This is a genomic window from Fimbriimonadaceae bacterium (assembly GCA_019638775.1).
Lineage (GTDB): Bacteria > Armatimonadota > Fimbriimonadia > Fimbriimonadales > Fimbriimonadaceae > JAHBTD01.
This window is the reverse complement of the sequence record JAHBTD010000022.1, coordinates 1-14,332: the sequence shown is the minus strand read 5'-3', so window position 1 is coordinate 14,332 and position 14,332 is coordinate 1. Positions and strand designations below refer to the sequence as shown.

The following is a 14,332-nucleotide window of genomic DNA, read 5'->3' as shown; positions in this document are numbered from 1 at the left end:
CTAGGCATTTGCCTAGCCACCACACGTCCATTTCCCACGGGACGGGCATCCTCGTTCTTGCTACAGTGCGCTGCGATTGGGAGGAACCATGGCGTGGAATGATGACGCGCAGATCGCATGCCGGTTCGCATTCACCTGCCCGCAACAGTGGAGCAAGCTGCAGCCGACAGGGCAGGCCGACGTGCGGCATTGCTCTGAATGCAATCGCGATGTGTATCTCGCCCTGTCGGAGGCAGACATGCGGCTACAGAGTGAGCAGGGCCGCTGCATCGCGGTGCCCCTGGCGCAGCCGGAGGAAAAAGCCGATCCTGACGAACCCTGCTGGGTGGTGGGAATGATGGAGTCGCCGTATAGCGCGGGGAAAGAGGCGTAGGCCTGTTCAGATGAATACAGGATGTTGTCGGTGATGGATAACGTACTACGAAATCTTTGGGCCAAAACTTCTCGGGGTGTGGAAGAACGATGGCACCCGCTGATCCTCCACATGCTGGATGTCGCTGCGAGTGCAGAGGCCGTTCTGCTTCGTGAGCCCGATTCGACTCGCACGAGAATGGCGGAGATCATCGGGCTGGAGTGGAAGCAAGCCAGACCGTGGCTGTTGTTCCTGATCGCGTGTCATGACTTGGGAAAGGCTTGTCCAGGGTTTCAATGCAAGTGGAAGAATCTATCCGCTCTGGATGCAGGAAGATGTCCAAACACCAGCATCAATCACGCCTTTGTGAGTCAAATTGCGTTGTCAGCATGGCTACGAGAACAGAGGTGGCCAGACGATTTGGCGGATTTAGCTGCTGATGCCGTGGGATGCCATCATGGTGAGCGGGCTAGCCCTCGCATCTTGGATCACTTGATGGGCGATAAGCGGGCGATGGGAAAACCTTTGTGGAGCGACGTGCGCAAGGGCCTGATAAAAGCGCTTGTTCAAGTTCTTAAGCCCACGCTCATTCCCAAAAAGGAGAATCTGTCCGGTCCGGACTTCATGCTGTTGGCGGGGCTTGCGAGTTTTGCCGATTGGATTGGGTCGAACGAGGAGTGGTTTGCCTTCGGAACCCCTGATGACTGCGGCGACTTGAACGCGTGGTTCGAATCGCGAAGAGCTTGTGCTGAGCACGCTCTGAATGCAATCGGATGGGAAGCAAGAACGCCGCTCGCAATAGGGGAAAAATCTTTTCTGGAGGAGTTTGGTTTTCCTCCTCGCCCGTTACAGCGTGCAGTTGCCGAAGCTCTCGCTGAACTGACGGCCCCTGCCATTCTACTGTTGGAAGCCCCCATGGGTGAGGGTAAGACGGAGGCGGCATTCCTTGCCCATCTGGAGTTACAGAGGAGGTTCGGGCATCGTGGCCTTTATGTGGCCCTGCCGACTAAAGCCACAGGCAATGCGATGTTCACACGAACCCTCAAATTCCTACGTGACCAAGGAGTCAATCGAACGCTCGACCTGCAATTGGTACATGGTGGCGCATTACTCAATGACGCATTTCAGAACTTAAAGGTGTCCAGTATCTGGGACGAAAAAGAAGGGCAGGTACGGGCCGGTGAATGGTTCACGAATAAAAAGCGGGCCCTGCTCTCTGAATACGGCGTGGGAACGGCAGATCAGGCGCTACTGCCCATTCTGCCGGTTCGACACAACTTTGTTCGCCTCTGGGGCCTCGCGAACCGCGTGGTCGTCTTCGACGAAATCCACGCCTATGATGCCTATACTGGTACCCTCCTAATTCATCTGCTCCGCTGGCTGCTAGCGCTCGGCTCCTCAGTCGTGCTGCTGTCGGCGACGCTCCCACCCTCGATTCGTCGAAAGTTGGCCTCCGTTGTCAGCGAGACAACGCCAGTCCCAGAAGTGCCATATCCTCGCCTCTCCGTTTTTCAGCAAGGCCAGCCAGTGAGCCAGAAGCATTTTCAGGCCGATCCAACACGCCGCCAGACAGTGCGTGTGCAAGCCCTCACTCCAGACCTATCCGATATCCGTGTTGCACTAGAGTCGCATCTCACTCAGGGCGGACTGGGGTTGGCGTTGTTGAATACGGTGCAGCGAGCCCAGGACTTATATCGACTGTTTCCCGCTGGTGATCCGCTGATCCGTGAGGGGCAACGTGTCGGCAAGCGTCTGCCTGATGGAACAGACGTGTTTCTTTTTCATGCTCGATTCCCAGCAGACCGGCGGCACAGGCGTGAGGAACAGGTGTTAGAGATGTTCGGGAGTGACGCAAGTCGAGTCGGAAGAAAACTCCTTATTGCCACTCAAGTGGCGGAGCAGAGTCTCGATTTAGATTTTGATGTGATTGCGACGGACCTGGCGCCAATCGACCTGGTGTTACAGCGTGCCGGCCGCCTGTGGAGGCACGCAAGAGTGAGTCGGCCAGTCTCGGCGCCGATCCTTCTGGTCGCGGGATTAGCGGATAATGAACCATCTTCATTCGGAAAGCCGCTCTGGTGGGGTGCGGTCTATCGTGAAGACATCCTGTTGCGGACGTGGAGTCTGTTGCGGGGGAAACAGCATGTCACACTTCCGGATGAAATCGATACGCTCGTGGAAGACGTGTACGAAGAGAAGGTTGATGTGCCTGAATCAGTTCAGGAGAGATTGGACAAGTCTTTGATGGTCAGTGATGGGAAGACCATCGCTCACACAGGACAGGCAAATCAGGCCATCATTGGCTTGCCCGATGATGCGTCATGGAATGATCCAGCGAGATTCGTGCTCTACGATGAAGACGAACCAGGCATTCATCGAACCCTCATGGCTCAGACGAGACTTGGCGAGGACTCGGTCATCGCGATTCCCCTGTGGTTGGAAGACGGCTTCGACTCCAAGATCACACCGGATTTCGCGCAATCCAAAGGATGGTTCCTGCGGGGCGTGAATCTTACGCGAATCGCCGTGGTTCAGAGACTCAAAAAAATGGGGGTACCAGAAGGTTGGAAGGACTCACCGCTCTTGCGCAGGTGCTTCCCGCTGTTCTTGCACGCTGATGGGCGTTGGGAGGAAGACGCGACCGTGCGACTCGATGACGATTTAGGGGTCGTATACGAGCCAAAGGAGACAGAATGAGCCGCTTCAACCTCATTGACGAAAAGTGGATTCCGGTTCGATTCCTTAGTGGGAGCCGCGGCGAACTGGGCATTCAAGATGTCCTGCTAAGGGCCAACGACATTGCTGCCATCGAGGACCCTTCTCCATTGGTGGTAGCAGCGCTTCACCGCTTTCTGCTTGCTGTGCTGTACCGTGCGCTGGAGGGACCAGCGGACATTGATCAAGCAAAGGCGTTATTTAAGGTCGGCTTGCCGAGCGACAAGATCACAGTGTATCTGGCCAAGTGGCGGGATCGATTCTGGCTGTTTGATGAGAAAATTCCCTTCGGACAGGTTCCAACTTTTGAGCCGAACATATGGCGATCCTGGACAGTGCTTGCGGCCGAGCATAATGCCGACAATGCCAAGGTTTTGTTCGATCATGTGGATGTAGGGGCACCTGGTGCCATTTCAGAAGCTGCGGCCGCACGTTGGATTCTGGCCAGCCAAACATTTTCCGTAAGCTGTGGGAAAAGTGAACTTTCACACACTGGCACAGCACCTTCAGCTACGGCTGCAATAGTTCTACCGCTCGGCAATGATCTTCAGGATACCCTTCTGTTTTCTCTCATCCCCGAGAACCGAGAAGTTGCCGCTATGGATCTACCCTTGTGGGAGAGAGAGCCAGAATCAGTGAAGAAGTTGAAGGAGGGAGTAAAGCGTCCTGCAAATGGTTTTGCCGACCGGTATACCTGGCGAACTCGATCTATTATCTTGATGAAGAATGATCTGGGCCGGGTCGATAAGCTTGGTTTTGCCTCTGGAGTTGGCGATTCTTCTAAGAGCCAGATAGATCCTATGCTGGCTTACAGGATTGACGACAAGAATGGAAAATTACCGGTCCAATTTCGAGACCGGGGTCTGTGGCGGGATTTTGATTCGTTACTGCCCGACACGGCGCATTTAGGTCCTTTGGTTATAGAGCATGCTATTTCGATAACTCGATTAGACCCGAAACGTTTCCCGCGATCGATGATGGTTCTCGGCCAGGCGAACAACAAGGCAAAGATTGAGTACTGGCGCATGGAGCGGTTTGTATTACCTGAGGCGTTAGGTGAAGACCGATTCATTCGAACGGAAATCAGGCAACTTCTTAATGAGGCAGAAGATGCACAAAGATCTCTCTGGTTAGCCTGTCGATCGTACGCAAGAGATGTTCTAGGTCGAGGGGAGCGAGAACCTGACAAGAACGACGTCAAGAAATTCGTAAAGCAGATCACAGTAAATTCCTGGTACTGGTCTATTCTTGAATCGAATTTTCACGAGATCCTGGGCGAATACACTCGGGAGCGTAACTCCGAGGACATCCGTTGTCAGTGGCTCGACTCAGTCCGGGCTGTTCTCAAACAGGCATGGGAACAGCATCGCAACTCGGTTTCAATGGGCGATGCCTGGGCCATCCGGGCGCTGGTGAGAGCCGAGGCGCCTATACAGGCCAAGCTGAAAGAGCTTGATGATGAGATTCTGAAACTGACACTGGCGATGGAGGAAGCATGAGGAGATTTATCGAATGGCTGGAAGGCCTCAATCAGAAAGATACCAAGGTGAGAGCCCTATTACGGCGTAGCCTTGCGTTTGATCCGGGAGCGTTTCCACCCGCGTATCCCTATGTCGAACCCTTTGTGCAGAATGAGAGCGATGAATGGAAGCGGGAGATGCACTATTTGGTCGCCGGTCTTTGGGCTGCACATTCGCGGGAAGGACATGCGGCAGTCCCGACGACTATTGGTAAGGCCTGTGCCGCTTACCAGGCGGCAAGTGGTTCGACCAGCACAGAGCGGCGGTTCATCACATTGCTCGATTCGAGCAGTGATGAGTTGCCCCACCGTCTTCGACAGGTAATTGCGCTGCTCAAAGATTACTCCATCGATTTTGAGGCGCTGCTGACAGGGCTTGTTTATTGGAACGATGGTCAAAAACGAACCCAGAACAGCTGGGCGCGAGATTTCTACAGAAATCTGCAAGGCGACACAGGAACAGAGGCAGAATCCGTTACCGAGGAGGAACAGCCAGCATGAAGACCTTGATCGAGATTCACGCGTTGCAAAACTTTGCCCCATCCAATCTCAACCGTGACGATACCGGCGCTCCGAAGGATGCCTGGTTTGGCGGGAGCCGCCGTGCTCGCGTTTCGAGCCAGTGCCAAAAACGAGCTGTGCGCAGCTACTTCGACCAGAAGAAGAGGGAAGGACTGTTCAACGCTGATGAACTCGCGGTGCGAACAAAAAGGGTGTATGAGGCTATTGCTGATTTACTGGTTGGCAGGCGTGCAAAAGATGAAGCGTTGGCCAAGGCAGAAATAGCATTGTCATACGTTAAGCTCAAACCTGCCGAAGGAGGCAAGACTCAATACTTGCTCTTTCTCGGCCAGAGGGAAATAGCCGCTTTGGCCGATGCGATTCACAGGTTCTGGGACCAGATCGCACCAGAGGCGAAAGATGGTGCTGAAAAGGCCAAGGGGAAAGGGAAAAAAGCGATTGCCAGTGGTGCACCGAAAGAAGTTCAGGATCATATCGCCGCTATCTTTAACGGCGGCAAAGCCGTCGATGTCGCTCTTTTCGGGCGCATGCTTGCCGACATGCCAGAGAAGAACCAGCACGCGGCCTGCCAGGTGGCCCACGCAATTTCGACCCACGCTGTCGAGCGGGAATTCGATTTTTATACGGCTGTTGATGATTTGAAACCGGAGGATACTGCGGGCGCTGACATGATGGGCACCGTGGAATTCAATTCGGCCTGCTTTTATCGGTATGCCGTGGTCGATTGGGAGAAACTCAAGGCCAATTTGCAAAGTGACACAGAGCTTGCAGAGAAAGGGTTGAAGGCCTTTCTGGAAGGTTTTGTCGTCGCGGAACCAACCGGCAAGCAAAATACCTTTGCAGCACACAATCAGCCAGAATTTGTGGCGGTATCCGTTCGTCATAATGCTGCGGCGTCGAATCTGGCCAACGCCTTTGAAACAGCTCTGCGTGTCCGCAAGGACGAATCGCTTACCAGGGTATCCGCAGAGAAGTTGGTCGAAAAGTCAAAGAAGCTACGCGCAGTCTATGGCGGCGAAGGACGAACTTTCGTATTGAATCTTACGGACACCAAACTTGATGGGTTCGGAACCGCAGTCAATACCATGACGGACTTGCTAGAGAAGAGCCTCGCTGCTGTGAAGGAGTGAACCATGCCCACTCTACTGCTGCGCTTGGTCGGTCCCATGCAATCGTGGGGCACAACCAGTCGTTTTGACCAACGCGATACGGGGAAGGAGCCAAGCAAGTCCGGTGTTGTGGGCTTACTTGCCGCTGCCATGGGAATTGATCGGGAGAATTGGACCGATCTGGAACCGCTTTCGCACTTGTCCATGGGTGTTCGTCATGATCGGGCTGGTATCCCAAGGCGCGATTATCAAACAGCCCAGCACATTATCTCTGCAGACAGATCTAAGATTCATGAAACAGCCGTGACGACGCGAGACTATTTGGCGGACGCAGCGTTTTTAGTTGGAGTAGCGGACGAGGACAATGCGTTGCTGGGAAGACTGCACGCTGCGCTGCGTAATCCTGTCTGGCCTCTGGCTCTGGGCCGGAAATCTTATGTGCCATCGGAACCTCTTTGGATGGAGGACGCAATGCAAGATCTGCCGTTGCGCGAAGCATTGGCTCGGTATCCCTGGATTGCCACACACCGGAAATGGGAAGACCGTCCTGCGCAGCTTCTCCTGTCTTTGGAGTCAGCGGATGGTTCGGGCGTGCTTCGTATGGATCAACTATTGTCCTCGTTTGCCGAGCGGAGATTCGGCGCACGATTCGTTCGCTCAGAGTGGATTCCCTTTCCTGAGGGGGTGGCCCATGTTTCTGCATAGAATCTATCTTGACCCACGTTGCCGTGAGGCCCGTCGCGACCTTGCCGATCCGTATCAACTGCATGCCACGCTATGCCGTGCGTTCAGCCGGCCTGAGCAAAAATGTCCAGAAGGAGCAGTGCTGTGGCGACTTGAGCCGGAGTCAGGTCCGGAGGGGTGTCCACGAGTGCTTATACAGAGTCGTGCGATTCCAGATTGGGCTGGAATTGGCGTACAGGGATGGCTTGCAAAGGCGGATGCTCCGATCGATCTGGACGGACGATTAAAGCTCGATGCGCTCAAGTCCGGCCAGCGGTATAGGTTTCGACTCAGAGCGAACCCTTGCGTGAGTCGCAATGGGAAGCGGCTGGGCTTGCTGCAGCTCGTTGAACAAGAGCAGTGGATTCAGCGGAAGGGGCAGGCACACGGGTTTGTGCTTCCACAACGACACTCGCCCGTTGGGTCAGAGCAGGAAACGCCTCGAGTCGATGTAGCGGTTTCGCAAGAACAGATGCTAAGCGGTATGCAACATCATGGAAATAGGATTCGGATTTTTTCGGTGTTGTACGACGGTGTGCTGACTGTGACCGATGCGGATGCCTTTGCAAATGTGCTGCGTACAGGGATCGGCCACGGCAAGACATTGGGCCTGGGGCTCTTGTCTGTGGCGCCGATCGCATGAAGATGTGAGCAGTTTGCCCCGCCAAAGGCTTTGGCTGTGGCCTGTTGCTGGTCCGGCGCGTGTGATGTCGGTGGTCTTGGAGTAATCGCATGGCTGACATTCTGCCGCCGTTGAAACCGATCCCGATTAAAGAGCGTTTGTCCGTGCTCTACATCGAGTACGGCCATCTTGATGTATTAGATGGGGCGTTTGTCGTCGTCGACAAGAACGGAGTGCGCACACACATTCCCGTCGGCGGGGTGGTGTGCTTGATGCTGGAACCGGGCACGCGGGTCTCTCACGCCGCCTGTGCGTTGGCGGCTCGTGTCGGCACATTGTTGGTCTGGATCGGTGAGGCCGGGGTCCGTCTCTATTCTGCCGGTCAGCCGGGTGGTGCGCGGGCCGATCGTCTGCTGTACCAAGCGAAACTCGCGCTCGATGATGAGCTGCGACTCAAAGTCGTGCGCAAGATGTATGCGTTGCGATTTGGCGAGGAGCCACCCCAACGCCGCTCGGTTGAGCAGTTGCGAGGGATCGAGGGGGCGCGTGTTCGCGAGATGTACAAGCGCGTGGCGGCACAAGCCGGGGTGCAATGGAAGGCTCGGAACTACGATGTCGAAGACTGGGACCAGGGGGATATCGCCAATCGGTGCCTGTCTGCCGCGACCGCGTGCTTGTATGGCGTCACAGAAGCGGCGGTGTTGGCTGCGGGGTACGCCCCGGCGATCGGGTTTATTCACACCGGCAAACCGCTCTCGTTCGTCTATGATGTGGCGGACATCTACAAATTTGAAACCGTTGTGCCCTTGGCCTTTCGGTTAGCGGCGAAAAACCCGCCCAATGCCGAACAGCAAGTGCGCCTGGCCTGTCGCGACAAATTCCGTGAAACCAAGCTGTTGGAGCGCATCATCCCGGGCATTGAAGAGATGCTGGCTGCGGGAGAAATTCCTCGTCCGACACCGTTTGAAGAGCAAGTCCTTCCGGCTATCCCTAATCAGGACAACATCGGCGATGCTGGTCATCGTACTTGAGAATGCGCCGCCGCGGCTACGCGGGCGACTGGCAGTGTGGCTCCTGGAAGTTCGGGCGGGAGTGTACGTCGGCAATTACTCGGTCAAGGTGCGCGAGCATATTTGGAGCCAAGTCGAGGCAGGAATCGGAGAAGGCAACGCCGTGATGGCGTGGCGTTGCAACAACGAAGCAGGATTCGATTTTGTGACGCTTGGCACGAATCGTCGGATTCCGGTGGAACTGGACGGCGCAAAACTTGTCAGTTTCTTGCCTGAAACGGGAGGAGAGGCAGCGTCCTCGCAGCCGTCCCAGTAAGGCATCTTCGTTGGGCAATTGAGCGGTAGATTTTGGGGACATGAAATTGTCCTTCTGGATCAATATCTTTCAAGAAGTGTGTTCCCCGCGCGAGTGGGGATGAACCGACGCTGCTGCGCAACCGAAGGCTTGCACAAAAGTGTTCCCCGCGCGAGTGGGGATGAACCGCGGAATATCCCCATGCGGTCCACCAAAGATGAGTGTTCCCCGCGCGAGTGGGGATGAACCAGTTGTCTCATGGTGCAGAGCGGTTATTTTGGCGTGTTCCCCGCGCGAGTGGGGATGAACCGGCGACAATCGCGCCACTCTCTCGCAAGATGGAGTGTTCCCCGCGCGAGTGGGGATGAACCGACTGCTGAAGCCACGGTCAACGGCAAACTCATGTGTTCCCCGCGCGAGTGGGGATGAACCGAAATTTCAAAGCCCACCCCTGCCAGGACCGTATGTGTTCCCCGCGCGAGTGGGGATGAACCGGCAGCCCTCGATGCGCATAGAGGCCGAGTGCAGTGTTCCCCGCGCGAGTGGGGATGAACCGTCATTGTCGAATGGTGGCCCGCGTCATGATCAGTGTTCCCCGCGCGAGTGGGGATGAACCGGCCTCGATCTTTTCCGAGGTCCGCGAGAACGGTGTGTTCCCCGCGCGAGTGGGGATGAACCGGACGTGAAGAGCGATGCCCCCGCCTTCCATTCGTGTTCCCCGCGCGAGTGGGGATGAACCGAGGTGGTCGTTGAGATCGGTCAGTTTGTTTTTGTGTTCCCCGCGCGAGTGGGGATGAACCGGATTGCATGACGACACGGGAGGGAGTTATGACGTGTTCCCCGCGCGAGTGGGGATGAACCGCTGCGCGTAGTAGTCGAGGCCATAGGTCGCCCGTGTTCCCCGCGCGAGTGGGGATGAACCGGCCTCATGGGGGTCGAGTGACGGACTGCATCCGTGTTCCCCGCGCGAGTGGGGATGAACCGTCACGCTCCATACGTTCGCCCTGCGCTTTCTGCGTGTTCCCCGCGCGAGTGGGGATGAACCGACGGCCGGAAATATCGGGTGGAGAAATAGCGAGTGTTCCCCGCGCGAGTGGGGATGAACCGATTCGCGAGGGCCGTGTGCTCGAAGGGGTGCGGTGTTCCCCGCGCGAGTGGGGATGAACCGGAGCCCGAGCCGGATAAGGCGGCCGAGGAGAAGTGTTCCCCGCGCGAGTGGGGATGAACCGGCAACTTCCTGGGGTTGTGCGGGGACGAGTTCGTGTTCCCCGCGCGAGTGGGGATGAACCATTGACGTAGACCGCAAAGTTGCTCGCCTGATCGTGTTCCCCGCGCGAGTGGGGATGAACCGATACAAATGAAATCATGCCCGTCCACGGTGAAGTGTTCCCCGCGCGAGTGGGGATGAACCGCCTGTCAGACATTGAAAGATGAACTGGCCCTGCGTGTTCCCCGCGCGAGTGGGGATGAACCGCATGAAACCGATCATCATTCAGCACTATACCTGGTGTTCCCCGCGCGAGTGGGGATGAACCGCTGAGCGGTTCAAGTGCCGTAGCCATAGAACCGTGTTCCCCGCGCGAGTGGGGATGAACCGGCTACCCAGTCAAATCCGTTCCACGTCGGCAAGTGTTCCCCGCGCGAGTGGGGATGAACCGGCGAGTCATATTGTATCCGTTCGCGTGATTCCGTGTTCCCCGCGCGAGTGGGGATGAACCGGCACATATTTTTCTTCTGGTGTCACCAATGCAGTGTTCCCCGCGCGAGTGGGGATGAACCGATTGATGGAAAGGATATCGTGAGGACCTTCGGCGTGTTCCCCGCGCGAGTGGGGATGAACCGGCCCGATGGTATTTGGATCGGTATATTGCGAAGTGTTCCCCGCGCGAGTGGGGATGAACCGCCGGCGTCACGCACCTTGGTCCAGAAATACATGTGTTCCCCGCGCGAGTGGGGATGAACCGAAACCTACAAAATCGCCGACCGCGCCCTCTGGGTGTTCCCCGCGCGAGTGGGGATGAACCGAAGGATTACGACGTAGTGATTGACATGGTGGAGTGTTCCCCGCGCGAGTGGGGATGAACCGACTGAACATATTACCCCTTCCCGCCGTCGAGGGTGTTCCCCGCGCGAGTGGGGATGAACCGAAAACAACCGGCTGACAGGCGGCACGCAGACCGTGTTCCCCGCGCGAGTGGGGATGAACCGCGTTTAAGCGGTTGGGGCTTGGGATCGGGGAAGGTGTTCCCCGCGCGAGTGGGGATGAACCGCCCCGCGCCGTGTCCGGATTCGCCGGCAGCCCGTGTTCCCCGCGCGAGTGGGGATGAACCGACACGGTAGGCGCTGTAGGTCAGATAGCCCAGGTGTTCCCCGCGCGAGTGGGGATGAACCGATTGGCGAAGCCAAGCCCAAGAGCGGCGTCAAGTGTTCCCCGCGCGAGTGGGGATGAACCGTTGAGGTAGCATGCTCTTTCTCCACGCCTTAAGTGTTCCCCGCGCGAGTGGGGATGAACCGCTGAAGTCCAAACAGCTGAAGCTCGAAACGGAGTGTTCCCCGCGCGAGTGGGGATGAACCGGACACGCGGCCCTACTGGAGCCGCCCGTTTCTGTGTTCCCCGCGCGAGTGGGGATGAAACGGAGGAGGCCGCATGAGACTGCTGCTGAGCGCAGTGTTCCCCGCGCGAGTGGGGATGAACCGTCGGCGATGTCGGCGACGACTTGCACGCCCAGGTGTTCCCCGCGCGAGTGGGGATGAACCGGCCTGATCGACGGTGAGCGCCGGATCTTCGTGCGTGTTCCCCGCGCGAGTGGGGATGAACCGGTGGCGACGTCCAGCGCGTTGGCCGCGACGGTGTGTTCCCCGCGCGAGTGGGGATGAACCGTGCGGGCTCAATCTCGACCCGGCGAACGCGGTGTGTTCCCCGCGCGAGTGGGGATGAACCGTAATATCCAGCCATGATGATGGCGCGACAGAGGTGTTCCCCGCGCGAGTGGGGATGAACCGGTCTGTCCCGGCACGGTCGGCGTCGACGCCTACGTGTTCCCCGCGCGAGTGGGGATGAACCGGCGGATGCGGTGATCAGCGCCGCGATTCACGGGTGTTCCCCGCGCGAGTGGGGATGAACCGGGTGGAATTTGCTCTCCTGGCATCGTGGCGATGTGTTCCCCGCGCGAGTGGGGATGAACCGAGTCCCATGCCCCCGAAGAAGAACAGTCCGTGGTGTTCCCCGCGCGAGTGGGGATGAACCGGCGCGGGCCAGGTTGGTAGAGAACGCCTTGACGTGTTCCCCGCGCGAGTGGGGATGAACCGGCCGTCGCGAGGGCGCCGAACGTGGAGTTCCCGTGTTCCCCGCGCGAGTGGGGATGAACCGCCCTGACAGAGCCGATAGTCTCCGCCGTGGTAGTGTTCCCCGCGCGAGTGGGGATGAACCGTCAACGGCGCGGTGCAAAGCCAGGGTATCCGCGTGTTCCCCGCGCGAGTGGGGATGAACCGCCGTAATACGTAATCTCCAGGCGATCCGCCGGGTGTTCCCCGCGCGAGTGGGGATGAACCGCTCCAGGTGCAGCGGGAATTGTCGGAGAAGGAGTGTTCCCCGCGCGAGTGGGGATGAACCGGAGATAGTCACGCTCGCTTGGCACGGACTGTCGTGTTCCCCGCGCGAGTGGGGATGAACCGCCTGCTCGGGGGTCAGTTCGTGGGACGATTTAGTGTTCCCCGCGCGAGTGGGGATGAACCGAGTGCGACTGACCCACGACCGAAGAAGGATGCGTGTTCCCCGCGCGAGTGGGGATGAACCGTGCAGGCTGCAGGTGTCGCGGCTGTTCAACACGTGTTCCCCGCGCGAGTGGGGATGAACCGGACTCGTACCCTGGGCCGCGCGTCCGCATCTGCGTGTTCCCCGCGCGAGTGGGGATGAACCGGCTTATACACGGCTCGATGAGCAATTAGATGCGTGTTCCCCGCGCGAGTGGGGATGAACCGACAATTGTTACGAGCTGGAATTGATCGAAGTAGTGTTCCCCGCGCGAGTGGGGATGAACCGGCGTGAGCCTAGGCAAGAGCCATGACAGCGGAGTGTTCCCCGCGCGAGTGGGGATGAACCGTAGGGAGGACGTATGCAGACGCAGTTCAAAAAGTGTTCCCCGCGCGAGTGGGGATGAACCGGCCGAGGACGCGGCCCACACGACCGGCGACACGTGTTCCCCGCGCGAGTGGGGATGAACCGGCAAGGTCTCCGCGCAGGAGATGAACCAGTTCGTGTTCCCCGCGCGAGTGGGGATGAACCGGCCAGTGATGGCGCCAGCATTTCCGTTCCTCGAGTGTTCCCCGCGCGAGTGGGGATGAACCGGCAGTGGCAGGGTGCGGCGGATCGCGCATCACGTGTTCCCCGCGCGAGTGGGGATGAACCGCCATTCTCCCGACCTTCGCCTATGCGGCAACCGTGTTCCCCGCGCGAGTGGGGATGAACCGCACCGCCTGGGGGTTCCATCGTGATGGCGTCAGTGTTCCCCGCGCGAGTGGGGATGAACCGGTCGAAACGCGCGGCGCGGCGGTCAACATTCTGTGTTCCCCGCGCGAGTGGGGATGAACCGACGCCCAAATCAACTATTGGGCCGCGCAGCGCGTGTTCCCCGCGCGAGTGGGGATGAACCGGAGACACTGGCTGATGATCTCAGAGTCGCATTCCCGGATATAGGAGGGGAGGCGATTGCTCTGGAATGGGCGAGATCGTATCCAGCCTCGCCGGTGATAAAAAGCGTGCACATGGACCGATGCTGCACTCGAAAGGTCTCCGGATCAGCGTCGGTTGCTGGCAGCTAAAGCGGCAATAGGCCAGGAAGGGGTGGCTATAGAGGGGATCTCAACTTCTTGAGGCGCTTCAGGTCTTCGATGCTTTCGAGGTAGGTTTTGATAGCATCCTTGATGTTCTCCAAGGCCTCCTCTTCAGTCTCGCCTTGTGAGACGCATCCTTTTAAGGTCGGACAGGACACGACATAACCTCCGGCTTCGAGGTCTGGCTCGATGACGATGGGGTATTCCATATGGGCCTTCCAGTCCCTAACGATGGACGTGATTATATACCAGGACGCGTGAGCGATCCCGACGTTGACCGTTTTTTGCCAACTGAATATTTCCATATCTCTTGCCGATAGAGGTCTTATGGAAAATGAATCACAGGGGCCATCCAGCGAGGGTGACATCCCGTTGTTCCCCGAGCGGATGGTGAATGAATTCGCGTATTGTCCGCGGCAGGCCTCTGTCGAATGGGTGGACGGAGAGTTTGCGGACAGCGCGGAAACGGCGGAGGGCCGATCCTGCGGCTCACATGCCGCGGCCGTATCCCTCACGGCTCCGCTTCTTCGAGGGCTTCGATCGAGTCCTTGAGCGCTGCGACGAACGCGTCCGGGGCGGCGAGGGCCTGTTCGGTCAGCTGAAATTCCGACACCAGTACGCCATCTTTATCC

General features: G+C 58.0%; 10 protein-coding genes and 1 CRISPR repeat array. Of the genes, 9 read left to right on the top strand and 1 reads right to left on the bottom strand.

Annotated features, from left to right (window positions below):
* Positions 1-88 precede the first annotated feature (88 nt).
* The 9 genes from KF784_17915 to cas2 all read left to right on the top strand — a co-directional run bounded on the left by KF784_17915 (position 89) and on the right by cas2 (position 8,888).
* Positions 89-373: a hypothetical protein gene (locus KF784_17915; GenBank protein MBX3120938.1), complete on the top strand. Its 285-nt coding sequence runs from the start codon at positions 89-91 to the stop codon at positions 371-373.
* 33 nt (positions 374-406) lie between these two features.
* Complete coding sequence (gene cas3, locus KF784_17910; protein ID MBX3120937.1) at positions 407-3,049, top strand: CRISPR-associated helicase Cas3'; 2,643 nt, start codon at positions 407-409, stop codon at positions 3,047-3,049.
* Entirely contained in the window at positions 3,046-4,566 is a 1,521-nt protein-coding gene (gene casA / locus KF784_17905; GenBank protein ID MBX3120936.1) for a type I-E CRISPR-associated protein Cse1/CasA, read from the top strand. Before cas3 ends, casA begins: the two co-directional genes overlap by 4 nt.
* A complete protein-coding gene (casB, locus tag KF784_17900; protein MBX3120935.1) occupies positions 4,563-5,087 on the top strand; it encodes a type I-E CRISPR-associated protein Cse2/CasB in 525 nt (174 codons plus the stop codon). Before casA ends, casB begins: the two co-directional genes overlap by 4 nt.
* Positions 5,084-6,238, top strand: coding sequence for a type I-E CRISPR-associated protein Cas7/Cse4/CasC (gene cas7e / locus KF784_17895; GenBank protein ID MBX3120934.1), 1,155 nt, complete (start codon positions 5,084-5,086; stop codon positions 6,236-6,238). Before casB ends, cas7e begins: the two co-directional genes overlap by 4 nt.
* 3 nt (positions 6,239-6,241) lie before the next feature.
* A complete protein-coding gene (gene cas5e / locus KF784_17890) occupies positions 6,242-6,922 on the top strand; it encodes a type I-E CRISPR-associated protein Cas5/CasD (protein ID MBX3120933.1) in 681 nt (226 codons plus the stop codon).
* Complete coding sequence (cas6e, locus tag KF784_17885) at positions 6,909-7,583, top strand: type I-E CRISPR-associated protein Cas6/Cse3/CasE (protein MBX3120932.1); 675 nt, start codon at positions 6,909-6,911, stop codon at positions 7,581-7,583. Before cas5e ends, cas6e begins: the two co-directional genes overlap by 14 nt.
* Before the next feature lie 89 nt (positions 7,584-7,672).
* On the top strand, positions 7,673-8,593 hold the full coding sequence (gene cas1e, locus KF784_17880) for a type I-E CRISPR-associated endonuclease Cas1 (protein ID MBX3120931.1): 921 nt from the start codon (positions 7,673-7,675) through the stop codon (positions 8,591-8,593).
* The gene (gene cas2, locus KF784_17875) at positions 8,574-8,888 is read left to right on the top strand and encodes a type I-E CRISPR-associated endoribonuclease Cas2 (GenBank protein MBX3120930.1); all 315 of its coding nucleotides are present in this window, start codon (positions 8,574-8,576) and stop codon (positions 8,886-8,888) included. Before cas1e ends, cas2 begins: the two co-directional genes overlap by 20 nt.
* A gap of 78 nt (positions 8,889-8,966) precedes the next feature.
* Positions 8,967-13,520: direct repeats of the CRISPR family, unit length 29 nt; unit sequence GTGTTCCCCGCGCGAGTGGGGATGAACCG.
* Between the two features lie 194 nt (positions 13,521-13,714).
* Here cas2 and KF784_17870 read toward each other — a convergent pair.
* Positions 13,715-14,005, bottom strand: a complete 291-nt coding sequence (locus tag KF784_17870) for a type II toxin-antitoxin system HicB family antitoxin (protein MBX3120929.1) — start codon at positions 14,003-14,005, stop codon at positions 13,715-13,717.
* Positions 14,006-14,332 lie beyond the last annotated feature (327 nt).